Annotated in this window: 23 protein-coding genes; 18 read left to right on the top strand and 5 right to left on the bottom strand. The window is 70.7% G+C overall.

Going from position 1 to position 24,260, the window contains the following annotated elements; all coding sequences use genetic code 11:
- The first annotated feature begins 40 nt into the window (after positions 1 to 40).
- The 4 genes from SNOUR_RS18375 to SNOUR_RS18360 all read left to right on the top strand — a co-directional run bounded on the left by SNOUR_RS18375 (position 41) and on the right by SNOUR_RS18360 (position 3,892).
- On the top strand, positions 41 to 904 hold the full coding sequence (locus tag SNOUR_RS18375; protein ID WP_039634200.1) for a Sco1979 family transcriptional regulator: 864 nt from the start codon (positions 41 to 43) through the stop codon (positions 902 to 904).
- Between the two features lie 65 nt (positions 905 to 969).
- Positions 970 to 2,427 carry an aldehyde dehydrogenase family protein gene (locus tag SNOUR_RS18370; protein ID WP_067348482.1) on the top strand — a complete coding sequence of 486 codons (1,458 nt, stop codon included), beginning with the start codon at positions 970 to 972 and terminating at the stop codon, positions 2,425 to 2,427.
- A gap of 159 nt (positions 2,428 to 2,586) precedes the next feature.
- A complete protein-coding gene (locus tag SNOUR_RS18365) occupies positions 2,587 to 3,135 on the top strand; it encodes a DinB family protein (protein WP_067348480.1) in 549 nt (182 codons plus the stop codon).
- 82 nt (positions 3,136 to 3,217) lie between these two features.
- Entirely contained in the window at positions 3,218 to 3,892 is a 675-nt protein-coding gene (locus tag SNOUR_RS18360; protein ID WP_067348477.1) for a PadR family transcriptional regulator, read from the top strand.
- Positions 3,893 to 3,940: 48 nt separating this feature from the next.
- Here the strand turns inward: SNOUR_RS18360 and gad are convergent, their stop codons facing one another.
- The 4 genes from gad to SNOUR_RS18340 form a co-directional block, all read right to left on the bottom strand.
- Positions 3,941 to 5,356: a glutamate decarboxylase gene (gad, locus tag SNOUR_RS18355; protein WP_067348475.1), complete on the bottom strand. Its 1,416-nt coding sequence runs from the start codon at positions 5,354 to 5,356 to the stop codon at positions 3,941 to 3,943.
- A gap of 16 nt (positions 5,357 to 5,372) precedes the next feature.
- Positions 5,373 to 5,996, bottom strand: a complete 624-nt coding sequence (wrbA, locus tag SNOUR_RS18350; protein ID WP_067348472.1) for an NAD(P)H:quinone oxidoreductase — start codon at positions 5,994 to 5,996, stop codon at positions 5,373 to 5,375.
- A gap of 110 nt (positions 5,997 to 6,106) precedes the next feature.
- Positions 6,107 to 6,820, bottom strand: coding sequence for a leucine efflux protein LeuE (gene leuE / locus SNOUR_RS18345; RefSeq protein WP_067348470.1), 714 nt, complete (start codon positions 6,818 to 6,820; stop codon positions 6,107 to 6,109).
- Between the two features lie 202 nt (positions 6,821 to 7,022).
- The gene (locus SNOUR_RS18340) at positions 7,023 to 7,391 is read right to left on the bottom strand and encodes a YbjQ family protein (protein ID WP_067348468.1); all 369 of its coding nucleotides are present in this window, start codon (positions 7,389 to 7,391) and stop codon (positions 7,023 to 7,025) included.
- Between the two features lie 261 nt (positions 7,392 to 7,652).
- Here SNOUR_RS18340 and SNOUR_RS18335 point away from each other — a divergent pair, with 261 nt between their 5' ends.
- The 11 genes from SNOUR_RS18335 (at position 7,653) to SNOUR_RS18290 (ending at position 19,415) form a co-directional block, all read left to right on the top strand.
- Complete coding sequence (locus SNOUR_RS18335) at positions 7,653 to 8,357, top strand: DedA family protein (protein WP_067348466.1); 705 nt, start codon at positions 7,653 to 7,655, stop codon at positions 8,355 to 8,357.
- Between the two features lie 526 nt (positions 8,358 to 8,883).
- Positions 8,884 to 10,596 (top strand): threonine/serine exporter family protein, encoded by a 1,713-nt coding sequence (locus SNOUR_RS18330; RefSeq protein ID WP_067348464.1) that lies wholly within the window; start codon positions 8,884 to 8,886, stop codon positions 10,594 to 10,596.
- A gap of 279 nt (positions 10,597 to 10,875) precedes the next feature.
- Entirely contained in the window at positions 10,876 to 12,813 is a 1,938-nt protein-coding gene (locus SNOUR_RS18325) for an ABC transporter ATP-binding protein (RefSeq protein WP_079142757.1), read from the top strand.
- Positions 12,810 to 14,294 carry a phytoene desaturase family protein gene (locus tag SNOUR_RS18320; protein WP_067348461.1) on the top strand — a complete coding sequence of 495 codons (1,485 nt, stop codon included), beginning with the start codon at positions 12,810 to 12,812 and terminating at the stop codon, positions 14,292 to 14,294. Before SNOUR_RS18325 ends, SNOUR_RS18320 begins: the two co-directional genes overlap by 4 nt.
- Positions 14,295 to 14,755: 461 nt before the next feature.
- Positions 14,756 to 15,514, top strand: coding sequence for a class I SAM-dependent DNA methyltransferase (locus tag SNOUR_RS18315; protein WP_067348459.1), 759 nt, complete (start codon positions 14,756 to 14,758; stop codon positions 15,512 to 15,514).
- Between the two features lie 42 nt (positions 15,515 to 15,556).
- Complete coding sequence (locus SNOUR_RS43075) at positions 15,557 to 15,904, top strand: helix-turn-helix domain-containing protein (protein WP_079142756.1); 348 nt, start codon at positions 15,557 to 15,559, stop codon at positions 15,902 to 15,904.
- 186 nt (positions 15,905 to 16,090) lie between these two features.
- Complete coding sequence (locus SNOUR_RS18310; protein ID WP_312632697.1) at positions 16,091 to 16,996, top strand: alpha/beta fold hydrolase; 906 nt, start codon at positions 16,091 to 16,093, stop codon at positions 16,994 to 16,996.
- Positions 16,996 to 17,580, top strand: a complete 585-nt coding sequence (locus tag SNOUR_RS18305; RefSeq protein ID WP_312632696.1) for a hypothetical protein — start codon at positions 16,996 to 16,998, stop codon at positions 17,578 to 17,580. Before SNOUR_RS18310 ends, SNOUR_RS18305 begins: the two co-directional genes overlap by 1 nt.
- A gap of 123 nt (positions 17,581 to 17,703) precedes the next feature.
- Positions 17,704 to 17,886: a linaridin family RiPP gene (locus tag SNOUR_RS18300; RefSeq protein WP_067348453.1), complete on the top strand. Its 183-nt coding sequence runs from the start codon at positions 17,704 to 17,706 to the stop codon at positions 17,884 to 17,886.
- Positions 17,887 to 18,069: 183 nt separating this feature from the next.
- A complete protein-coding gene (locus tag SNOUR_RS18295) occupies positions 18,070 to 18,897 on the top strand; it encodes an HTTM domain-containing protein (RefSeq protein WP_312632692.1) in 828 nt (275 codons plus the stop codon).
- Positions 18,898 to 19,088: 191 nt separating this feature from the next.
- On the top strand, positions 19,089 to 19,415 hold the full coding sequence (locus SNOUR_RS18290; protein ID WP_067348447.1) for a hypothetical protein: 327 nt from the start codon (positions 19,089 to 19,091) through the stop codon (positions 19,413 to 19,415).
- 157 nt (positions 19,416 to 19,572) lie between these two features.
- Here SNOUR_RS18290 and SNOUR_RS18285 read toward each other — a convergent pair whose 3' ends face one another.
- Positions 19,573 to 20,064 carry an inorganic diphosphatase gene (locus SNOUR_RS18285; protein WP_039634169.1) on the bottom strand — a complete coding sequence of 164 codons (492 nt, stop codon included), beginning with the start codon at positions 20,062 to 20,064 and terminating at the stop codon, positions 19,573 to 19,575.
- Between the two features lie 86 nt (positions 20,065 to 20,150).
- Between SNOUR_RS18285 and dacB the strand changes: the two genes are divergently transcribed.
- From dacB to tilS, 3 genes are all read left to right on the top strand, one after another.
- Positions 20,151 to 21,767 (top strand): D-alanyl-D-alanine carboxypeptidase/D-alanyl-D-alanine endopeptidase, encoded by a 1,617-nt coding sequence (gene dacB, locus SNOUR_RS18280; RefSeq protein WP_067348444.1) that lies wholly within the window; start codon positions 20,151 to 20,153, stop codon positions 21,765 to 21,767.
- Positions 21,768 to 21,909: 142 nt separating this feature from the next.
- Positions 21,910 to 23,055 carry an Rv3626c family coenzyme F420 biosynthesis-associated protein gene (locus SNOUR_RS18275; protein ID WP_067348441.1) on the top strand — a complete coding sequence of 382 codons (1,146 nt, stop codon included), beginning with the start codon at positions 21,910 to 21,912 and terminating at the stop codon, positions 23,053 to 23,055.
- Positions 23,056 to 23,248: 193 nt separating this feature from the next.
- Positions 23,249 to 24,256: a tRNA lysidine(34) synthetase TilS gene (gene tilS / locus SNOUR_RS18270; RefSeq protein WP_039634163.1), complete on the top strand. Its 1,008-nt coding sequence runs from the start codon at positions 23,249 to 23,251 to the stop codon at positions 24,254 to 24,256.
- Positions 24,257 to 24,260 lie beyond the last annotated feature (4 nt).

The following is a 24,260-nucleotide window of genomic DNA, read 5'->3' as shown; positions in this document are numbered from 1 at the left end:
CCACTGTTGGACGGGGTGGGGTCACAGGAGGGTCAGAGAGGTGTCCGCAAGTGAGTCGGGCGGGTCGGTGGTGCGGCGGATCCTGCTCGGATCCCAGCTCCGTCGGCTGCGTGAATCGCGCGGGATAACCCGTGAAGCGGCCGGCTACTCGATCCGTGCGTCCGAATCGAAGATCAGCCGCATGGAGTTGGGCAGGGTGAGCTTCAAGGCACGCGATGTCGCAGATCTGCTCACGCTCTACGGCGTGAGCGACGAGCAGGAACGCGAGGCGTTGCTCGGGCTGGCCAAGGAGGCGAACGTCGCGGGCTGGTGGCACAGTTACAGCGATGTGCTCCCCGGTTGGTTCCAGACGTATGTGGGTCTGGAGGGGGCCGCCTCCCTCCTGCGGGTCTACGAAGTCCAGTTCGTCCACGGTCTGTTGCAGACGGAGGAGTACGCACACGCCGTCGTCTCCCGCGGCATGCCGGGTGCGCCGGCCGCCGAGATCCAGCGACGGGTCGCGCTGCGCCAGGAGCGGCAGAAGCTGCTGATATCGGAACGGGCACCGCAGCTGCACTGCGTCCTGGACGAGGCCGCGCTGCGCCGCCCCTATGGTGGACGGTCCGTGATGCGCGGGCAGTTGAAGCATCTGATCGACATCTCGGAGCGGCCCAATGTGCGGCTCCAGGTGATGCCGTTCAACTTCGGCGGGCACGCGGGGGAGAGCGGTGCGTTCACCATGCTGCGCTTCCCGGAGTCCGATCTCTCCGACGTCGTCTATCTGGAGCAGCTCACCAGCGCCCTCTACGTGGACAAGCCGGAGGAGGTCGCGCAGTACGAGCGGGCGATGGAGCGGCTCCAGGAGGACAGTCCGGACCCTGCCGAAACCCGGGATCTCTTGCGTGGTCTGCTCCAACTCACGTGACCCAGCAGTAGGATGACGCTGGATCAGCCCCCCCGCAGAGCAGTGCCGCACAGAGTAGGGATGCCATGTCCATCTTCGCAGACCTGGCCTGCCAGTTCATCGACGGTGAGTGGCGGGCCGGCAGTGGCTCGTGGGACATCATCGATTTCAACCCCTACGACCAGGAGAAGCTGGCGTCGATCACGGTCGCCGGCGTGGACCAGGTCGATGCGGCCTACCGCGCCGCCGAGCGGGCGCAGCGGGACTGGGCGCTGCGCAACCCCTACGACCGGCGGCAGGTCACCGAGCGGCTGCTGCGGCTGATCGAGGAGCGCGAGGAGGAGATCGTCGAGGCGCTCGTCCTCGAACTGGGCGGCACCCGGATCAAGGCCGCGTACGAGGTCCGGCTCGCCAAGGAGTTCGTCCGCGAGGCGATCCAGCTGGCGTTGCGTCCGCAGGGGCGGATACTGCCGTCGCCGGTGGACGGCAAGGAGAACCGCGTCTACACCCAGCCGGCCGGGGTCATCGGGGTGATCAGCCCGTTCAACTTCCCGTTCCTGATCTCGATGAAGTCCGTGGCGCCGGCGCTGGCGCTGGGCAACGCGGTGGTCATCAAGCCCAACCAGAACGCCCCCATCACCGGCGGCGGCCTGATCGCCAAGCTGTTCCAGGACGCGGGGCTGCCGGCCGGGCTGCTCAACGTGCTGATCACCGACATCGCGGAGATCGGGGACGCGCTGATCGAGCACCCGGTGCCGCGGGTGATCTCGTTCGCCGGGTCGGACAAGGTCGGCCGGCACGTCGCGGCGGTCAGCGCCGGGCACTTCAAGCGGGTGATCCTCGAACTCAGCGGCAACAGCGCGCTGATCGTGATGGACGACGCCGACGTGGACTACGCGGTGGAGGCCGCGGTCTTCAGCCGGTTCGTCTATCAGGGGCAGGTCTGCATGGCGGCCAACAGGGTGCTGCTGGACCGCGCGGTGGAGGCCGAGTTCACCGAGAAGTTCGTGGCCAAGGTGGCGGCGCTGCGGACCGGTGACCCGCGCGATCCGCGCACCCAGATCGGGCCGCTGATCAACACCTTCCAGGCGGAGGCGCTGACCTCGGTGGTCGACCGGGCGATAGCCGAGGGGGCCACGCCGCTGCTCCGCGGCCGTACGGAGGGCAACCTCGTCGAGCCCAGCGTGCTGGCCGGGCTGCCGGCGGACTCCGCGCTGCACGGCCAGGAACTGTTCGGGCCGGTGGCCCTGTTGGTGCCGTTCGACGGCGAGGAAGAGGCGGTGCGGATCGCCAATGACACCCCGTACGGACTCAGCGGGGCGGTGCACACCGCCAATGTGGAGCGCGGGGTGCGGATCGCCCAACGGATCGTGACCGGCATGATCCACGTCAACGACGGAACGGTCCACGACGAGCCGCAGGTGGCGTTCGGCGGGGAGAAGTTCTCCGGGACCGGGCGGTTGAACGGCGAGTCCACGGTCGAGGCGTTCACGACCCAGAAGTGGGTGTCCATCCAGCACGAGCGGTCGCCGTTCTCGCTGTGAGGCGGGCGTCATCCGGTGCGGCGGACGACAAGTCCGTCCGGATCTAGGACACCTGCTGTCCTAGGCGATCCGTAGCGTGGGTGGAGTCGAAGCGGCCGGACGGTTCGGTACCGGCCGGCCCGCGGTGCCCTGCCGCCGGCGTGATGAAAGGTGGAACCCATGCCCGCTCATGTTCTGGCCGAGGCCCACGGCGACGAGCGCGGTGCGCTGCTGGCCTTCCTGGAGGCGCAGCGCGGCGGGCTGCGCCGGGCCGTCCTGGGGCTGACCGACGAGCAGACCAAGCAGCGGCCGAGCGCCAGCGACCTGTCGCTGGGCGGGCTGCTCAAGCACGCCCAGCAGGTCGAACGGAACTGGCTGGCCATCGCGCAGCAGCGGGATCTCGGCGAGCGGCCCAGCGAGAGCGAGTGGCTCCTGGGCTTCCAGCTGCAGGACGGCGAGACCGCCGCGGGAATGCTGGAGCTCTGGGAGGAGGCCGCGGCCGAGACGGAGAAGTTCATCCGCTCCGTGCCGAGCCTGGACGACACCTTCCCGCTGCCGCCGGCCCCGTGGTTCCCGAAGGACGCCCGGCAGTCGATGCGGTGGCTGGTGCTGCACCTGATCGAGGAGTTCGCCCGGCACGCCGGCCACGCCGACATCGTCCGGGAGTCCCTGGACGGCAAGACGGCCGTCGCCCTGGCGGACGAGGAGCGCAAGGGGGCGCAGGGGTAGCCGGCGGCGGGCCCTGGCACGGCGACAGGCCCTAGTCTGGCGGCAGGCCGCGTGCGGGATGCGTGCCGGGATTGAGGTGGCGATGTCGGCGATCCGGCTGCTGGTGCTGGGGGCCGTGCGGCAGCACGGTCGGGCGCACGGCTATCAGGTCCGCAACGACCTGGAGTTCTGGGGCGCGCACGAGTGGTCCAACGCCAAGCCGGGGTCCATCTACCACGCGCTCAAGCAGATGGACAAGCAGGGGCTGCTGCGCGCCCACGACATCGCGCCGAGCACCGCCGGCGGTCCGCCACGCACCGAGTACGAGCTGACGCCGGCGGGCGAGGAGGAGTACTTCCGGCTGCTGCGGGCGGCGCTGGTGCAGCGCGACCCGAAGACCGACCTGCTCAGCGCCGGGATCGGCTTCATCGTCGATCTGCCGCGGGACGAGGCGGTGGCACTGCTCAAGGAGCGGGTGCGGGCGCTCGCGGAGTGGCGGGCCACGGTCACCTCGTACTACACGCCCGAGGGCGGGCCCGGACAGCTCGGCCACATCGGGGAGATCATGCACATGTGGGTGCACGCGGCGGACAGCGGCGCGGAGTGGACCCGCGGGCTGATCGAGCGGATCGAGGGCGGGGCGTATGTCTTCGCCGGCGAGGGGGAGCCGTTCGTGGGGGTGCTCGCGGACGGCCAGGAGAACCCCTACGCGCCGCGGGACGCCGCCCGGGCACCGGAGGCCGCCGACGGCGAGGACGGGCCCGACGACGCCGGCTGAGGGCCGCGGGCGGCGTCCCCGGTGGCGTCCGGGACCCGCGGTCGGTCGTCAGTGGTGGAAGGCGGTGGCGATGTTCTCCGGGCGGTCCAACGGGGCGGGCTGTCGGCGGAGTTCGGGGAGCAGCTGCTCCAGGTCGGCCAGGAAGCTGTCGGCCAGGTCCAGCGAGAAGCCGTTGCGGCAGACCACCCGGAGGACGGAGAGGTCCTGGCGGTTGGGCGGGAAGGTGTAGGCGGGGACCAGCCAGCCGCGCTCCCGCAGTCGCCGGGACACGTCGAAGACGTCGAAGGACGTGACGTCGTCGGCGGTGGTGAAGGCGAAGACCGGCAGCTGGTCGCCCTGGGTGAGCAGACGGAAGTCGCCCAGCGCGCCGATCCGTTCGGCCATCGAGCCGGCCACGTCGCGGGTGGCCTGCTGGACGGCGCGGAAGCCCTCCCGGCCCAGCCGGAGGAAGGTGTAGTACTGGGCGGCGACCTGGGCGCCGGGGCGGGAGAAGTTGAGGGCGAAGGTCGGCATGTCGCCGCCCAGGTAGTTGACGCGGAAGACCAGCTCCTCGGGGAGCGCGTCCTGGTCGCGCCAGAGCGCCCAGCCGACGCCGGGGTAGACCAGGCCGTACTTGTGGCCGGAGGTGTTGATGGAGGCGACCCGGGGGAGGCGGAAGTCCCACAGCAGGTCGGGGTCGAGGAACGGTGCGATCATGCCGCCGGACGCGCCGTCCACGTGGACGGGGACGTCCAGGCCGGTGCGCTCCTGGAGCGCGTCGAGGGCGGTGCAGATCTCCGCCACCGGCTCGTAGGAGCCGTCGAAGGTCGAGCCCAGGACGGCGACGACACCGATGGTGTTCTCGTCGCAGAGCGCGGTGGCGGAGTCCGCGTCCAGGTGGAAGCGGTCGCCCTCCATGGGGACCTGGCGGGTCTCCACCTCCCAGAAGTTGCAGAACTTCTCCCAGCAGACCTGGACGTTGGCGCCCATGACGAGGTTGGGGCGGGCGGTGCCGGGATAGCGGTCGGGGTTGCGCCGGGCCCAGCGGCGCTTGAGGGCCATGCCGGCGAGCATGCAGGCTTCGCTGGAGCCGGTGGTGGAGCAGCCCATGGCGGCGGACGGGTCGGGGGCGTGCCAGAGGTGGGCGAGCATCGCCACGCAGCGCCGTTCCAGTTCGGCGGTGCGCGGGTACTCGTCCTTGTCGATCATGTTCTTGGCCTGGCACTCCGACATCAGGACGTCGGCCTGCGGCTCCATCCAGGTGGTGACGAAGGTGGCGAGGTTGAGCCGGGCGTTGCCGTCCAGCATCAGTTCGTCGTGGACGAACTGGTAGGCGGTGTGCGGGGAGATGGGGCCCGCGGGGAGGGTGTGCCGCGGGGGAGAGGTCTCCATCCCGGCGACCGGGTCGGCCTCGCCGTAGAAGGGGTTGACCGGGTGGGTGCGGCGCCGGGGCTCCCGTTCGGAGCCGCCTTTGTGCAGGGTCATCGGCTGCGGCCTTCTCTCAACTCGTGGCGGCCAGGCCGGCTTTGATGGCCTTCGTGAACTTCACCACCCGCTCCGCCTGGACGCGGGCGGCACTGCGGGCGTCGGCGTCGACCAGGGTTTCCGGGCCGCCGACGTGCGAGGTGCCGTAGGGGTTGCCGTCGGCGAACTTCACCGGGTCCGTGTAACCGGGGGTGATGAGGATGCCGCCGAAGTGGTGGACGGTGTGGTAGAGCGCGAGGAGGGTGGACTCCTGGCCGCCGTGCTTGGACTGGGTGGCGGTGAAGCCGCTGTAGACCTTGTCGGCCAGCCGACCCTGCTGCCAGAGGCCGCCCAGGGTGTCCATGAACTGCTTGAGCTGGGACGTCACATTGCCGAAGCGGGTGGGGGTGCCGAAGAGCACCGCGTCCGCCCAGAGGATGTCGTCGTGGGTCGCCTCCAGGATGTCGGCGGTGGCGGTGACGTTGGCGGCCCAGGCGGGGTTGGAGTCGATGGCGGACTGCGGGGCGAGCTCGGCGACCCGGCGCAGCCGTACGTCGGCGCCCGCGTGCTCGGCGGCGTCGGCGATCAGCCGGGCCATCTCGGCGACGGTGCCGGTCGACGAGTAGTAGATGACGGCGACGTTGACGTCGTGCAGCGGCATGGACGCACCTCCTGGAACCCGACAATAAGGGCATAAGGTGCGAACGGCCTCCAGGGTTCCCCCGGTGGAAGCGCGGCCGGGCCGGGCCCCGTGGACCCGGCCCGTACCGGTCAGCTCGCGCTGGCCAGCGACAGCTTGGCGGCGAAGCCGAGGAAGGCGGCGCCGGCGCCGGCGGACAGGCCGGCGGTCAGGCGCTTGCGGCGGCGGAAGGTGGCCGCCAGGAACGTCCCGCTGAAGATCAGCAGCGAGAGGTAGCTGAAGCTGAAGAGCTGCGCCCAGGCGCCGAGCGCCACGAACGACAGCACCGGGTGGGCGTAGGAGGGGTCCACGAACTGCACGAAGAAGGAGATGAAGAACAAGATCGCCTTCGGGTTGAGCAGGCTGACCACGAACGCGCGGCGGAACGGCCGCTCGACCTTCGGGGCGGCCCCGTTCTCCGCCGGGGTCGCCGCAGCCGCCGGTGCCGCTCCGGCCGCCTGCTCCGGCGTCGCGCTCCGCAGGGCCTTGCCGGACGCCCGGCCGCCGCGCCACAGGGACCACGCGCCGCGCAGCATCCCGACGGCCAGCCACGTCAGATAGCCCGCGCCGGCGAACTTCACGAGGCCGAACAGCAGCGGGCTGGCCTTCAGCAGCGAGGCCACCCCGCCCGCGGACAGCGTCATCAGCACCGTGTCACCGCACAGCACGCCCGCCGCCGCCCGGTACGCCACCCGACGGCCCCGCCGGGCGGCGACCGAGACGACGTACAGCGAATTCGGCCCCGGCAGCAGGATGATCAGGGCGAGGCCCGCCAGGTACGTGGACAGATCCGTTATTCCGAGCATGCGCGGAGGATCTCACCCGCGGACCCGGCGCCTCGCCGCTTTTCAGGATCCGGACCTGCACCTCACGCGGCGTGAGGAGCCATCGTGACGCGCGTACCGATGACCGACGGGGGAGTGGGAGCGAGCTGTTCGGTGGGCCGGGCCGCCGGGTCCGCCGGAGCGACGGTGCGGACGCGGGGGCGCCCCGCGGAGCCGGTCGCGGTCAGCCCTGGGGTTCCAGCACCACGGCCGTGCCGTAGGCGCAGACCTCGGTGCCGACGTCGGCGGCCTCGGTGACGTCGAAGCGGAACATGAGCACGGCGTTGGCGCCGCGGGAGCGGGCCTGCTCCACCAGGCGTTCCATGGCCTGGTTGCGGGTCTGGACGAGGGTCTTGGTCAGACCGCGCAGCTCACCGCCGATCATCGACTTCAGGCCCGCGCCGATCTGGCTGCCGAGGTGCCGGGAGCGCACGGTGAGGCCGAAGACCTCGCCGATCACTTGTTTCACGTGAAACCCCGGCACGTCGTTGGTCGTCACCACCAGGACGTCGGACTGCTCGTGCTGTCCGCCGCCGTACTCCTCGATGCCCATGGTCCGCACCTCCTGTCCTTGCGGTCAGGATCACCCGGGGCGGCCGGAGCGGCCAGCGCTCGGGGGCGGTCGGGTGGGGGTCGGCGGCCGGCGTCGAGGCGGGGCGGGGGCGGCCCGGGAGGCCATGGCCGGGGGTGCTCCTGGAACCACGGGACGTCATAGTCCGTTGATAGCTTTGGGCCGCACACTGCGCCTGCACCCCTCGCTTCCGCTCGCCGCGCCGCGCGAGCCGGGCGCCCTCGACCCAGGAGCTTTCACCCCGTGAATACTCTCGCGCTCGGCCCCCAGTGGCTGAACTCGGACTACTTGATCACGACATTCGGCCTGATCGGCGTCCTGCTCATCGTGTTCGCGGAGTCGGGGCTGCTGATCGGTTTCTTCCTGCCCGGGGACTCGCTGCTGTTCACCACCGGCCTGATGGTGACGACGAACAAGATCGACAAGCCGCTGTGGATGGTGTGTGCGCTGGTGGTGCTGGCGGCCGTCCTGGGTGACCAGGCCGGATACCTCTTCGGCCGCAAGGTCGGCCCCTCGCTCTTCAAGCGGCCCGACTCCCGCCTCTTCAAGCAGGAGAACGTCGAGAAGGCGCACGCCTTCTTCGAGAAGCACGGTCCGAAGTCGCTGATCCTGGCCCGGTTCGTCCCGATCGTGCGGACGTTCACGCCGATCATCGCGGGCGTGAGCCGGATGCAGTACCGCTCCTTCATCATCTTCAACATCATCGGCGGGACGCTGTGGGGCGCCGGCGTGACGCTGCTGGGCGCCGCGCTGGGCAACGTCGAGTTCGTGCACAAGCACATCGAGCTGATCCTCGTGGCGATCGTGCTCATCTCCGTGGTGCCGGTCGTCATCGAGTTCCTGCGGGCGCGCGCCAAGGGCAAGAAGGAGCCGGCGGCGTCGGCGACGGCGCCCACGCCGGTGCCCACGGGGCGATCGCAGACGCGGGGGCGCCACGCCAAGCGGTGACGCTTGGCGCTTGGCGCGTTTCCCGCGTTGTCGGCTGCCCCGCCGTAGGGGTTCGTGTTACGCGCCTGCGGCGCCGGGCCGCTGCGCGGGGCTGTCGGGTGCGGTGACGGGTCGGAGGGGCACGAGGTGTCCGGACTGCTGCGCTTCACGTCCGGACACCTCGTGCCCCTCCGACCCGTCCCCTCCCGTGGGTGGGTCATAAAGACGGTGGGTGGGGGCAGGCGTCAGGGGGCCGGTGCGGGTCGCCCCTTGGTCCACGACCGGTACTGGCCCACAAAGGCGTGCCCCCACCCCACAGCCCCGGCACCGCTGCCGAACAGCCCCGCGCAGCGGAATCGCCCCGCGCCGCAGGCGCGTGACACGAACCCCGCGGCGGGGTAGCCGACACCGTGGGAGGCAGCCGGTCGGCAGGCCCACGGCGGGGAAGCTCGACAACGTGGGGCCCCGGAGAAGCGCCGGACGCAGCCATGCGGCATCGTGTGCATGACCAGTCGGCAGGAGGCGTACGTACGAGGAGCGGAGACACGTGGCGTCGGATCCACCCCGCGGCAGCGGTAACGGCAAGGGCAGCGGCATCTCGGAGCAGGCCGGTCTTCCCGAGGACCGCAAGCCGCAGTCGGACGAGGCGCACAGCGCCTTCACACCGCCGTTGGGTGTGCCGTTGCCGCCGACGCCCGAAGAGGAGCACCCGACCTCGGAGTTCGCGTTGCCCGAGGGGCTCCGGCCGGAGACGCCGGCCGAGCCCGAGGGGTCGGCGTTCGCCCCGCCGGGGGGCACCACCGGGCAGACCCCGCTGCCGACGTTCACGCCGCCGCACGGCATACCGGTCCTCAGCCTGACCAAGGAAGCGCCGTGGCAGGACCGGATGCGCACCATGCTGCGGATGCCGATCCACGAGCGACCGGTGCCCGAGCGTGCGGAGCGCACCGAGGAGGAGGGCGGCGGCCCCGCCGTTCCCCGCGTCCTGGACCTGACGCTGCGTATCGGCGAGATCCTGCTGGCCGGTGGCGAGGGGGCCGAGGACGTCGAGGCGGCGATGTTCGGTGTGGCGCACGCCTACGGGCTGGAGCGGGTCGAGCCGACCGTCACCTTCACCCTGCTGTCGATCTCGTACCAGCCGTCCCTGGTGGAGGACCCGCTCACCGCCAGCCGGACGGTGCGGCGGCGCGGCGTGGACTACAACCGGTTGTCGGCCGTTTTCCGGCTGGTGGACGAGATCACTTCGGAGGGGATCAGCCTCGAAGAGGCGTACCGCGGGCTGGCGGAGATCCGCCGTAACCGGCACCCGTACCCGAGCTGGGCGCTGACGGTGTCCTCCGGGCTGCTCTCCGGCGCGGCGAGCATGCTGGTCGGCGGCGGGGTGCTGGTGTTCATCGCGGCGGCGATCGGCTCGATGCTCGGCGACCGGCTGGCCTGGTTGGCGTCGGCGCGCGGGCTGCCGGAGTTCTACCAGTTCGTGGTCGCGGCGATGCCGCCCGCCGCGATAGGGCTCGTCTTCGCCCTGGCCCATTCCAATGTGCAGTCCTCCGCGGTGATCACCGGTGGGCTGTTCGCCCTGATCCCGGGGCGGGCGCTGGTCGCCAGCGTGCAGGACGGGCTGACCGGTTACTACATCACCGCCTCCGCGCGACTGCTGGAGGTCGGCTATCTGATCGTCGGCATCGTCGTCGGCGTGCTGTCCGTGCTCTACCTCGGGCTGCAGGCCGATCCCGGTCTGCAGCGGCTCAATCCCGAGCAGGCGCTGCAGCTGTACAACGAGCCGGTGGTGCAGACCATAGCGTCGATGCTGCTGGCGCTGTCGTTCTGTGTCCTGCTCCAACAGGAGCGGCACACGGTGGCGTTCGCGACGCTCAACGGCGGGGTCGCCTGGGTGGTGTACGGGGCGCTGACCGCCACCGCCGGCTTCAACGCGGTGCCCTCCACGGCCATCGCCGCCGGGCTCGTCGGCCTCTTCGGGCAGTTGCTCTCCCGGTACCGCTACGCCTCCGCGCTGCCCTATGTGACGGCGGCGATCGGCCCGTTGCTCCCTGGTAGCGCGACCTACTTCGGGCTGTTGAACTTCGCCCAGGGCAATCTGCTGGAGGGCTTCTCGTCGCTGATCAAGGCAGCCTCGCTGGCGCTGGCGATCGCGGTCGGTGTGAACCTCGGCGGCGAGGTCGCCCGGCTGTTCCTGCGGGCGCCGCTGGCCGTCGAGCCGGGCGGCGAGCGCCGGGCCGCCAAGCGGACCCGCGGCTTCTAGGGCGCTTCTGACGGATCTCCGCGGCATCGCGCCCTGGGGCCCGTCCGCCGGCGCCCCTTCGAAGGCCGCGCCAAGGAAACAACAAACGCTTTTGTTTACGTCGGCGGGGCGAAGGCGGTGGCCGGCCGGGCAGGGTGTTCCCGGGAATCAAGTAACCCGAAATTTTATGCCGGATGCCGTGCTAGTTTCGGTCACCTTGACGACAAACCTCTGAGATCGGATCCGTTCTCTTGGCCGCGCACCGTCGTGGCCGTTTGTCGAAACGGGGGGAGTGCGCTCATGGCGAGGCACGTCGCCAACACGAACCAGAGGGGCGGGGCCGGATCCGGTGCCGGCCGGGTCGCGAGTGTCGCCAAGCGGCACACCGCACTGCTCGGCACGGGAGTGGCACTGGGACTCCTGGGAGTCGGAGCCACACTCGCCCAACCGTGGGCCATCGGAAAACTGATCGGGGCGGTGTCCGCGGGAGAATCGCTGACCCCGCCCATCATCATGGTCGCCGCCCTCTTCTGCCTGGGCGCAATCTTTTCGTCGCTCCAGTCCTACGCAATTGGGCGGGCCGGGGAGAATATCGTCCACGACGTCCGTCACACGCTCGTCGGAAGACTGCTGCGGGCCGATCTCGCGGAATTCGGGAAATGGCCGCAGGGCGACATCGTCACGCGTACGGTCACCGACACGTCGCTGGTGAAGATCGCCCTCTCGCAGAGCCTGGCACAGTTGATCATCAGCGGTGCCACGGCGGTCGGCTGCATCGTGCTGATGTGCACCATCGACCTGCCGCTGATGCTCATCACCCTGGCCAGCCTCGGCATCGCCAGCACCCTCGCCATCGTGCTCGCGCGCAAGCTCCGCGGAGCGGCCCTGCAGAACCGTGACGACACCGGGGCCTTCGGCAGCGGCGTCCAGCGTGTGCTCGCCGCGCTGCCCACGGTCAAGGCGTCCCGGGCCGAGCCGCGCGAGACCGCCCGCATCGGCGAACTGGCCGCGCAGGCACGACGCTCGGGAATCCGGGTCAACGCCTACAACTCCCTGCTGGTTCCCTCGATGAACGTCGGCACCCAGGGCGCACTCGCCGTCGTCGTCGGCGCGGGCATGGCCTGGGTCGCGCGGGGCGAGATGACCATGGCCGACCTGACCACGTTCGTGATGTACCTGTTCCAGTTGGTCTCGCCCCTGGTGATGGTCTTCATGGCCATCGGCCAGTTCGTCCAGGGCCGAGCCGCCATCGAGAGAGTGGACAAGCTCACCGGCCTGCCCCAGGAAGGCGGCGGGGCGGTGGACGTGGAGCAGGGCCTCGCGCCGACCGGGCCGCTGCCCCCGCACCACCCCGCGATCGAGTTCCGCGACGTGCGCTTCGCCTATCGGCGCGGACAGCCGGAGGTGAAGACGCCGGTCCTGCACGGCGTCTCGCTCAGCGTGCCGGCGCGCGGGCTGACGGCGGTGGTCGGCCCGTCGGGTGCGGGCAAGACCACCCTGTTCCAACTGATCGAGCGCTTCTACCAGGTGGACGGCGGCCGCATCCTGCTGGGGGGACGGGACGTCGCGGGGCTGCCGCTGGAGACGGTTCGCGGGCTGGTGGGGTACGTCCAGCAGGACAACGCGGCCATGCGGGGCACGATCCGGGAGAACCTGACGTACGCCCAACCGCACGCCGGCGAGGACGCCGTCCGGGAAGCCCTGGAGATGGCCGGCCTCAGCGCCGTGGTCGCAGGGCTTCCCCAGGGGCTCGACACCGAACTCGGCGACCAGGGCAGCGGACTGTCCGGCGGCCAGCGCCAGCGGCTGTGCATCGCCCGCACGCTGCTCCAGAGGCCCGCGGTGATGCTGCTGGACGAGGCCACCTCCCACCTGGATTCCGACTCCGAGCGGGACTTCCGCGACGTGCTGCGCCGGGTCTCCCGGCAATGCGCCGTCATCGCCATCGCCCACCGCATCTCCACGGTGATCGACGCCGAGAAGATCGTGGTGCTGGAGGACGGCCGGGTCCGGGCCACCGGCGTGCACCGGGACCTGATGGAGAACGACGCGCTGTACCGGCGGCTGGCGGGCTCCCAACTGCACGCCGGGCCCGGCCCGGTCGCCACGGCGGCCGACCGGACGCGCGGGGAACGGGGGGAGGGGCCGCTCCCGTCCGGGGTCGGCCGGCCCCCGTGGGGCGGCCGCAACGAGCAGACGGTGCGGCTTCGGCCCATCAGGATCGAGGAGCAGTGGTGAACAGCACCGATGTGGCGATCGTCGGCACCGGCCCCAACGGCCTGGCGGCCGGCGTGGTCCTGGCCCGGGCCGGCCTGAGGGTCGAGCTCCACGAAGCGGCCGGGGCCATCGGCGGCGGGCTGCGCACCACGTCGCTCTTCGACACCGACGTCGTGCACGACATCTGCTCCGCCGTCCATCCGATGGCCGCCGCCTCCCCGTTCTTCCGGGCGTTCGACCTGGCGGCCCGCGGGGTCGAGCTGCTGCACCCCGAGATCAGCTACGCCCATCCGCTGGACGGGGGCCGCGCCGCCCTGGCGTACCGCTCGCTGGCGGACACCTGCGCGCACCTGGGCCCCGACGGCCCGCGCTGGCGCCGGCTGATGGCCCCGCTGCTGGAGCACAGCGAGGCCGTCGTCGACCTGATCCTCTCCGGGCAGCGCAGCCTGCCGCGGGACCCCGCCGCCGCCCTGCTGCTGGCCGGCCGGGTGGCGGTCCACGGCACCCGGCTCGGCGCGGCGTCCTTCCAGGGCGAGGAGGCGGCGGCCCTGCTCACCGGCGTCGCCGCGCACGCGGTCGGCAAGCTGCCCAGTTTCGCGGGCGGCGCGGTGGCCATGCTGCTGGGCCACCTCGCGCACGGGACGGGGTGGCCGCTGCCGCGCGGGGGCAGCGGCCGGATCGCGGAGGCGATGGCCCGGGACATCACCGCGCACGGTGGCGTCTTCCACACCGGTCACCCGGTGACGGACCTGGCGGAACTCCGCGGCGCGCGGGCGGTGTTGCTTGACACCAGCCCCAAGGGCTTCCTGGCCCTCGCGGGCGACCGGCTGCCCCGCTCCTACGCGCGCGGCCTCGCGCGCTTCCGCTACGGTCCGGGCGCGGCCAAGGTCGACTTCCTGGTCTCCGAGCCGATCCCCTGGTCCGATCCCGCCGTGGGCCGCGCCGGGACGGTCCATCTGGGCGGTACCCACGCCGAGATGGTCCGCCAGGAGACGAAGAACGCGCGCCGGGTGCGGACCCGGGAGCCGTTCGTCCTCCTCGTGGACCCCGCGGTGGCCGATCCGGGGCGCGCGCTGCCCGGGAAGCGCCCCGTGTGGGCGTACGCGCACGTGCCGAACGGGGATCCCACCGATCCCCACGAGTTGGTGCGCGCCCGCATCGAGCGCTACGCCCCGGGGTTCGGGGACACGGTCCTCGCCCACCGCTCGGTGCCCGCCGCCGCGTACGAGACGTACAACCCCAACTACGTGGGCGGCGACATCGGTTCGGGCGCGATGACGCTGTACCAGAGCCTCGCGCGGCCCGTCCCCCGCATCGACCCCTACCGCACCCCGCTGCCCGGCGTCTTCCTCTGTTCCTCGGCCACCCCTCCGGGGCCCAGCGTGCACGGCATGTCCGGTTATCTAGCGGCTGTTTCGGCATTGCGCCATCGTTTCGGGATATGCGACGTACCCGACCTGGGCCCGGATGCGGTGCCATTGGTGAGTGCCCACACTCGTTAAAGTAGCGACAACTTTCTGTTCGTCGGCAATCCGTACCCGACTCTTCGGATGTTCCGAAGCGGTGCGCGGCGGGGCCGGCCGAGGCAAGATGAAGGCCGTACGGAACGCCGGTTCAGGCCAGGTGCGTTGGCCTGCGCCGAAGCCGTGACGCGGGCCAATCCGGATGCGCGTCGGGGCGGCAATCGCACATGCCGGAAGGTTCACTTCCTTGTGGTATCACACATATTCACTGGCGCTCATCCCGGTGTATATGATGGACTCACACGACATAACCTGAAGTTCCCCACACTTCGTTGAGGCGTTACCACTGGATCGACAGGCGTGCTGGTCTGACCAACCATGCGCAACGACTGCAGTTCCACTGTGCAGTTGTGTTGGCCTGTGACGTCCTTCCTCGCTCCGGCTTTCGGCTTCATGGCGTTCCCTAGGGATCGAATGTGGGGACAAAATGAGGGGGTTCGGTGACTAACGGGGTTGAAGACATCGGCTATGGCCGGCAGTTCGAGGGCTGGTACGACAGGCTGATACCGGACGACAGGATTGCCGCCGAGGCGGTGGAGGGGCTGCTGGCCTGCCATCCCGCTCCCGAGGCGGGGACTCTCGAATTCGGTGTCGGCACCGGGCGGATCGCCATCCCGCTCTCCCGGCACGTGGGCCATGTGACCGGCGTGGACTCCTCGCCGGAGATGCTCGACGCCCTGCGCGTCAAGCTGAAGGACGGCGGCGACGTCACGCCGGAGCACGGGGACATCCGCACCTACACCTCGGAATCCCGGTACGGGCTGGTGTACTGCGTGTGCGCGACCCTGTCGTGCCTGACCACTCCCGAGGACCAGCGGCGGGCCGTTCAGCGCGCCGCCGACCTGCTGGTCCCCGGCGGCCGGCTGGTGATCGAGACGCACAACAAGCCGGCGATCCTGGAACTTCACGAGGGCCGGGCCCGCACCACCTACTTCGTCCCCTACCCGGAGCCGGGGACGGGCGTGCAGACCCACTCCACCCTGCTCGACGGCGGCCTGTGGCACTGCTCGCACATCCTGTACCAGGCCGACGGCACCACCAGGGTGGGTAACGAACTCACCCGGCTGACCACGCCGGAGGACGTCGACGGCTACGCCCGCGCGGCCGGGCTGGAGCCCGAGGCCCACATGTCCCGATGGGACGGCACCCCTTACAGCGAACAGGCGCCCCTTTTCATGTGTTGCTACATCAAACCCTGAAGGCACACACAGCCCAGCGCGGATTTCAGAAGGGGGCCACACATGGGACGTCCGCCGATACTGCCGACGGATCAGAAGTTCGCTCTTGTACTGAGAGTGGTGACCGGTGAACTGACCGCGGCCGAGGCCGCACGGGAAGTCGGAGTCTCCGAACAGTCGGTATCGAACTGGCGCCGCCAGTTTATTGAGGGAGGCCGTAACGGTCTCGCCGGTGAGGGCGGCAGGGACGCCGAGACCGAATCCCTGATGGCCGAACTGACCCAGGAAAACGCCACCCTTAAGGCCACCATAGGCGAGCTGTACATAGAACTCCGGAAGTATTCCCGGGGTGCGGCAGTCCGTCCGCCGGTGCGTCGCGGCAAGGTTCACCCGGGCCCGAGAGTCAACTAACTCATTATTTTAGCCCGGCAGCACGTGTTAGCTTTTCGGCCAACAGCCACTTCAAACCACGGGGGAGGGAATGTGGCGTCTTTGGAGCGCCAGTTTGCCGTCGGCATTGCTGGACTCGCCGGCGCAAGCCTTCTGACCGGTGCAGTAACGCGATACGCGGGCAAACGTGAACGTGCACGTCGCTACATGATGCACGAGCGGCCCGACGGCAGCCTCGTAGAGGTCGACGTCAGTATTCCTTCTCAGGCCCGGCGCGTCGTCCTGCTCGAAAACGGGCTGGGTACGCCGCACGAATACTGGGACTGGGTCTGCGGCGCACTTCCCGCGGACGTGGGGTACGTGCGGTTCAACCGTCCCGGGTACGGGCTCAGCACGCCGGACACGAAATACGGCCTGGAGCCGCACTTCGAACTGCTGCAGGAGCTGCGCGACACGTACGCCGGCGGCCTTCCGCTCGTGCTGGCGGGCCACTCCCTGGGCGGATACCTCGTCGCGGCCTATGCGTCGCTGCATCCGGACGCGACGAAGGGCGTGACCCACGTCGTCATGATCGACGCCACCGAAGTGGTCAGTCTGCGCCACTCCCGTCGTACCGATGTCGACCGGTGGTCGCACCAGTCGATGGTGATGGAGCAGGCGTTCGCGGCGACGGGCCTCTCGGTCTTCCGTCCCGCGATGAACGTGAACAAGCAGTACCGCCCGGAGATCAACCGGAGCTACACGGCGTTCCTGGCGACGCCCCGTACGTGGGCCACGTCCTACCGGGAGTACCGGGACGCGATGACCTATCCGGAACTGGCCGACCTGGACTGCCCGTTGACCGTCGTCACGGCGGAGAACAACGCCGGTGACAACGCCCGACACCACGGGATCCAGGCCAGGCTGGCGGTCATCTCGGACCGGGCCAGGCACCACTTCGTCGACGGCTCCGATCACGAGTCGCTGCTCGCCGTGCAGCAGCACGCCGAAGAGGTGACGGAGCTGATCGTCGGCGAACCGCCCTCCGAGCGGCTCGGAGAGTCGTGGCAGCCCTCCACCAAGAGTCGCCAGGACGCCGAGGGCGTCGCGGAGCGGGAAAGGGAACCGAGGTGATGGTGAGCGTGAACACGGAACGCGTGAAGACGGCCGCTGTCACGGCGGCACTCGCCGGCTGGCTGGCCGCGACTGCCGTGGCGCAGATTCCCGAGCAGCGCTTCGACGGTCTCCTGAGCCGCGGGAAGCTGCGGATACCGACCCCGAACTGGCGCTTCTTCGGGCCGAACCCGGGAACGAAGGACAACCACCTTCTCTACCGCGACATCACGGACGGCAAGCCCGGCGAGTGGACGGAGATCCCGATCACCCGCGACCGGCCGTGGTACGCACTGGCGTGGAACGCACGGAACCGGTCGCCGAAGGCCCTGTTCGACGCGAGCCAGCACGTCCTCGCCCAGGCGGTCGCCTTCGGAGCGGCAGTGCTCCCCGTGACCACGGCGTCCGGATACCGGCTGCTGGCCCGCTACATCCAGCTCCACCTGCCGCACACCGATGGGGCCTCGCACAGCCAGTTCATGCTGCTGCATTCGTACCCCACCAGCCCGGAGGACCGGCACATCGACCCCGTCTTCGTCTCCATGGAATTCCCACTGGAGGGAGACGTCACCCCTGCCATGGCTCCGTCTCTGGCAACCGCATAGCGAGCCGATCGACCCTCTCGACTGGAAGCTGCGAGCTCACTCGGCACTCCTGTGCCGCGTGAGTCCGCGCCCTCCCGCCGAACGGCTGGAGAACTCGCTGAATCCTGAGAGAAAGAGGAAACAATGTCCATTGTTGCTGATTTCGCCAACACCGAGCTGGTCGACGTGGAGCCGGGCCGCATCGGCAACGACGCGACCCCGACCATGCTCACCCCGCTGGCCACCCTCGCGACCCCCGAGGGCGTCGCGGTGACCTCCGCGACCGCGTACGCGCTGCACGAGGTCACCAAGGACATCCAGCGCTGAACCGTCGGCCGGCAGTCGATGCCGACCGGCATCGTTAGCCCCGTCCGATGAAGGACGCGGCGGCACGGTACGCCCGATACGCATACCGTGCCGCCGTTTTCCATATCCACCGTACTCGCATCACATCATCGGGAGCACCCAACCATGTTCCTCAGCGCTCCGCCCGAGGTCACGGCACGCCGAGTGGCTTCGCTGGGTACGCTGGTCTCCGCACTGGAAATGCTGAGCCAGACGCGCAAGTTCGAAGAAGGCGAAATGCTGAGCGGCCAGGTGGCGAACATGCGCCCCAAGTTCGCCAAGCGTTTTCCCCGGCTGACTCGTGCCCTCGAATCCAAGAAGGCGGCGGTCGCGCTGTACGGGGTGCAGGCGGGTGCTTCCGCCGCCACGCTGATCTGGGGCCACAAGCGCGCGGTGCGCACGGCGGGCAGCGCCGTGCTGGCGGTCACCGGCGCGGCCGGACGGTTGCGCTCCCCCTTCGGTGGGGACGGCGCCGACCAGCTCCAACAGGTGATCAACGTCGTCCTCGCCTCGACCGGCACCTTCAAGGACGGCGAGAAGGCCCGCGACGTGGCCATGCGCGCACTGGCTCTGGAGACGACCATCTCCTATGTCGCGTCCGGCGTGGTCAAGCTCGTCTCCCCGGTGTGGCTCAGCGGCGAGGCGTTCAGCGGCGTCATCCGTACGCACAACTACGGTGACCAGCGCATCTACCGGCTCGTCCACAAGTATCCGATGGTGGGCAAGCTCATCACCTGGGGGACGGTCGCCGCAGAGGTGTCCTTCCCGCTCGTCTTCGTGCTGCCGAAGCCCGCGGCGAAGGCGTTTCTCGGCTCGATGACGCTGTTCCACCTGGGAATCGGGCAGTTCATGGGCCTCAACCGCTTCGTGCTGGCCTTCGGTGCCACGCACCCGGCGCTCCTCTACGTCTTCGCCCAGAACGAGAAGCGTGCGGAGCTGACGGGGAGGACCGTGGCGGCCGTGACGTCCGCCCCTGTCGGGGCCCGCGCCTGAGGAATTCCTGCCCGATGGGCTCCCTTTGCCGTTCGCGAAGTTGAAATTCAACGTTCCATTCAGTGCCGCCGAAAATACTGCTTCCGGGTCCGGTGGGACGTGGCGGCGTGCCATGTACCGGGCCGAGGAAATCCCCGTGATGACGGGATGAACTCCCGTACGGGGTCTCGACTTTCAGGGGAGACGCACTCATGAAGCGCATCACCATGGCCGCGGGCGTCGCGGTGGCGGGCGCCATGCTCGCCGTGTCCGCTCAGGTCGGCGCACAGGCCGCGCCGCTGCCGCGGACGACCGTGGCGGACGCCGCGGCCGTCGCGCCATCGGCGGCGCAGGGCGACTGGAACCCGCCGGCCGGCTACACCCTGGAGCGCTCGTTCCTGGGCGACAGCGCCTCCTGCCGTAAGGAAGGGGACGCGGGGGTGGCCGCGGGGAAGTGGCGGCAATACGTCTGCCACGAGCAGATGGTGAAGCTCACCGACACCTGGATGCTCTTCCAGTTCCTCTACGTCAAGAAGTAGAGGAAGGTAGGAGAACCAGGTCGCGGACCCCGCGACACGTACGACGGGCGGCCCCAGATGGGTGCCGCCCGTTCGCGTACGAAAATCAGAGCGCGCCGACGGGCGTGCGGGGCCCCTGAGAACCCCGTCCGCCGCCGGACCCGCTCCGCCGGTCGGGTCAGTGCCCGCCGTGCGCCTCGAAGCGCTTGTACGAGCGCTCGATCTCGGCCTCGGCGTCGGTGCGGCCGACCCAGTTGGCGCCCTCGACGGACTTGCCGGGCTCCAGGTCCTTGTAGACCTCGAAGAAGTGCTGGATCTCCAGGCGGTCGAACTCCGAGACGTGGTGGATGTCGCGGAGGTGCTCCACGCGCGGGTCCGAGGCGGGCACGCACAGCAGCTTGTCGTCGCCGCCGGCCTCGTCCGTCATCCGGAACATGCCGATGGCACGGCACTTGATCAGGCAACCGGGGAAGGTCGGCTCGTCCAGGATGACCAGCGCGTCCAGCGGGTCGCCGTCCTCGCCGAGGGTGTTCTCGACGAAGCCGTAGTCGGCCGGGTAGCTGGTCGAGGTGAAGAGTCGACGGTCCAGGCGGATCCGACCGGTCTCGTGGTCCACCTCGTACTTGTTCCGCGAACCCTTCGGGATCTCGATGGTGACGTCGAACTCCACGGGTGGCTCCTCCATGATCAACACATACGTCTGGTGATTAAGTGTCCCCCACGCAGGTGTGTGGTGGCGAAAGGGGCTGGTCCGAAGTGCCCGAGACCCGAACATGGCAGGTCAAATGGCAGTCGGCGCAGCGTTCCGCGCGGGTGGCGGCACGCCGGGCGGGGCGTTCCGCACGCACCGCGGCACGGACCGCACAGCGCGCCGCGCAGGCGACGACGGGCGCCGCACAGCACGCATGGCAGGCCGCACCGCAGCAGACGCGGCAGACCTGGCAGCTGACAGCGGTGTCCGCCGCCACGGGTCTGGCGGTCGCGGTCGTCGCGGTGGCGGCGGCCGGGCCGTGGGACTCCGGTCAGCGTACGGCCGAGCGGGCGGCCGCGGTCCCCGCTCCGGCAACAGGTGGCGAGCATCACGATGACGGCCGGGCGCCCCGCCCCGCGCCCAGCGCGCCGGCCGTGCTGACCGCGCTCGGCGGGCCCGCGCGCGGCGCGGTGGGCCGCGGCGGCGCGGCGCCGGCGCCCACCGACGCCGGGCTGGCCGACGCCCTGTCCCCGCTCCTGTCGGACCCCGCGCTCGGTCCGCTGCGGACCGCGTCCGTGGTGGACGTCGCGGCCGGCCGACAGGTCTTCGGCGAGAAGCAGGACGAGGCGGCCACCCCCGCCTCCACGGTCAAGCTCGCCACCGCCGTGGCCGCGCTCTCCCGGCTCGGCGCCGACCACCGCATCGACACCGCCGTCGTGCTGGCCGGCAAGGACCGGATCGTCCTGGTCGGCGGCGGCGACCCGACCCTGACCGCCCGCGCGGGCGGCCCGGGCCCCGACGAACGGCCGGCCAGTCTGCGCGACCTCGCCGATGCCACCGCCCACGCCCTCCAGCAGCGCAAGCTGACCACCGTCGGCCTCGGTTACGACACCTCCGCCTACACGGGCCCCGCCGAGCACCCCATCGGCCCCAACGAGAACATCGCCCCGGTCGCCGCCCTGATGACCGACGAGGCCCGCCTCGACGACAGCGACCACGGCACCGCACCGCGCTCCACCGACCCCGCCGGCGACGCCGCCCGCACCTTCGCCGGCCTCCTCAAGGAACGCGGCATCACCGTCACCGGCGACCCGGCCGAGGCCCGCGCCCCGAAGAACCCCGACCGGATCGCCGTCGTCCGTTCCCTGCCGCTCTCCGCCCTCGTCGAGCGGATGCTGACCTACAGCGACAACGACATCGCCGAGGCGCTGGCCCGTCAGACCGCCCTCGCCGCCCACCAGCCGGCCAGCTTCGACGGCGCCGCCAAGGCCGTGCGCGACGCGCTGGCCGCCCAGCACCTCCCGCTGGCCGACGCCGTCTTCGAGGACGGCAGCGGCCTGGACCGGGACGACAAGGTCTCCGCGAACCTGCTCTCCCGCCTCCTGCTGGCCGCCGCCGCACCCGACAAGCCCGAACTCCGCCCGGTCCTCACCGGCCTCCCGGTGGCCGCCTTCACCGGCACCCTCAGGGGCCGCTACGTGGGCGACACCGCCGGCGCCGGCACCGTGCGCGCCAAGACCGGCACCCTCACCGGCGTCAACAGCCTCGCCGGCACCGTCGTCGACGCCGACGGCCGCCTCCTGGCCTTCGCCTTCATGACCACCGGCACCACCGACCCCCAGGCCGCCCAGAAGGCCCTGGACCGCATGGCCTCCACGGTGGCCAACTGCGGCTGCCGCTGAACGACCCACGAGCCGGGCCCACCCACCGTCCTCCCCACCCGCCCACCGCGCCCGACGACCCCCGCGCCGGGCGCGGCGACCAGGCGGGGCCAACCACCCCCGTCGGCTACCAGCAGGCGCAGCGTCCCCGTACCGTGAACCCATGACGAGCATCGGTGGTGTCGAGATGGTCGACTGGAATCTCGCGGTCACGACCGCGACCCGATTCGTACGGCCCGGTCCGGAGGTGAGCCGGGACGAGGCGCGGGCGATCGTCGCCGAGCTGCGCCGGCACGCCAAGTCGTCCGAGGAGCACGTCCGGGGGTTCACCCGAATGGCGCAACCCGGCGCGGAGGGCGGGGCGGTGCCGCACGACACGCCGGTCCTGGTGGTGGACCGGCCCGGCTGGATCCGGGCCAACGTCGCCGGCTTCCGGGCGGTGCTCAAGCCGCTGCTCGCCAAGATGGAGGACCGGCGGTCCTCGACGCCCGGCGGTGCGGTGCTCGGCGCGGTCGGCGGCAAGGTGACCGGCGTGGAGCTGGGCATGCTGCTGTCGTTCCTGGCGTCGCGGGTGCTGGGCCAGTACGAGACGTTCGCCCCGGCCTCGCGGGACCTGCCGGCCGGGACGCAGGGCGGCCGGCTGCTGCTGGTGGCGCCGAACATCGTCCATGTGGAGCGGGAGCTCGACGTGGCGCCGCACGACTTCCGGCTGTGGGTGTGCCTGCACGAGGAGACCCACCGGACCCAGTTCAGCGCCGTGCCCTGGCTGCGGGACCACGTCGAGGGCGAGATCCAGTCCTTCCTCGCGGAGACCGACATCGACCCGGGCACGCTGCTGGAGCGGCTGCGGGAGGCCGCCCAGTCGCTGGCCGGCGCCAGGCCGGAGGGCGAGGAGGGCGAGGAGAGCCGGTCGCTGGTGGACCTGGTGCAGACGCCCGTGCAGCGGGAGATCCTCGGGCGGCTGACCACGGTGATGTCGCTGCTGGAGGGGCACGCCGACTACGTCATGGACGGGGTGGGGCCCGAGGTGGTGCCCTCGGTGGCGGAGATCCGGGAGAAGTTCCAGAAGCGGCGGGCCAGCGGCGCCGGCCGGCTGGACCAGGCGCTGCGGAAGCTGCTGGGGCTGGACGCGAAACTGCGGCAGTACCGTGACGGTGAGCGGTTCGTGCGGTCCGTCGTCGAGGAGGTCGGCATGGACGGCTTCAACCGCGTCTGGACGTCGCCCAACACCCTCCCCACCAAACAGGAGATCGCCAAACCGGCGGACTGGGTCGCGCGGGTGCACCGGAAGGTCGACGGGGCACCGTAAGCACAGGATGTGAGCCGGGCACGCCATGCGGCAGTAGAGCGCCCCTTCAATCACCCGTCTGAGGGACCGTGACCGATGGATAGGCGTGCAATGCTCGGGGAACTGCTCGCCTCTGTCACCATCTAGGCACTCTCTGTGACGAAGTGCCGTCCATGCTTGAGGCTCGTCCCCAGCTGAACGATTGGAAACGGACATGGGTCCCCATCCAGCGGTCGCCGCGATACGCCTGGCGGTCCGCCGCGTACTCCACGACGTGCTCACCCACCACTGCGCGCAGGACCGGCGCGAGGCACCGCTCGTGCTCGTCGCCTGCTCCGGCGGCGCCGACTCCATGGCGCTCGCCTCCGCCCTCGCCTTCGAAGCGCCCAAACTGGGTGTCCGCGCCGGGGGCGTGACCATCGACCACGGCCTGCAGGAGGGCTCCGACCTCCGCGCCGCCGAGGTCGCCCTGCGGCTGCGGGCCCTCAAGCTCGACCCCGTCGACATCGTCAGCGTCGAGGTGGGCCGGGTCGGCGGCCCCGAAGCGGCCGCCCGCGATGCCCGCTACGCCGCCCTGGACGCCACCGCCGACCGCCACGGCGCCAGCGCGATCCTCCTCGGCCACACCCGCGACGACCAGGCGGAGACCGTGCTCCTCGGGCTGGCCCGCGGTTCCGGGATCCGCTCGCTCTCCGGGATGGCCGCGGCCACCGGGACGAACGGCCGCTACCGCCGCCCCTTCCTGGACGTGGACCGACAGACCGCCCGTACGGCATGCCTCATCCAGGCGCTGCCCGTCTGGGACGACCCCCACAACACCGACCCCGCCTACACCCGCTCACGGCTGCGGCACGAGGGGCTGCCCGCCCTGGAGAAGTGCCTGGGCAAGGGCGTCGTCGAGGCGCTGGCGCGGACCGCCCAGCTCTCCCGCGACGACGCCGACGCACTGGACGGCTGGGCCGCCGACGCCGAGGCGACGGTGCTCGACGAGGCCGGCACCCTCGACGTGGCCGGACTCTTCGCGCTGCCGGCCGCGGTGCGCCGTCGGGTGCTGCGCCGGGCGGTCATCGCGGCCGGTTCGCCGGCCGGTTCGCTCTTCGCCCGCCACATCGAGGAAGTGGACCGACTGATCACGGCCTGGAGGGGGCAGGGTGCCATCAACCTCCCCGGGCGCGTGGGTGTGCGACGGCAGGGTGGCAGACTGGTCATTCGGCAGGGCTGAGCGG

Source organism: Streptomyces noursei ATCC 11455, assembly GCF_001704275.1.
Taxonomy (GTDB): domain Bacteria; phylum Actinomycetota; class Actinomycetes; order Streptomycetales; family Streptomycetaceae; genus Streptomyces; species Streptomyces noursei.
This window is presented reverse-complemented; position numbering and strand designations above follow the sequence as displayed.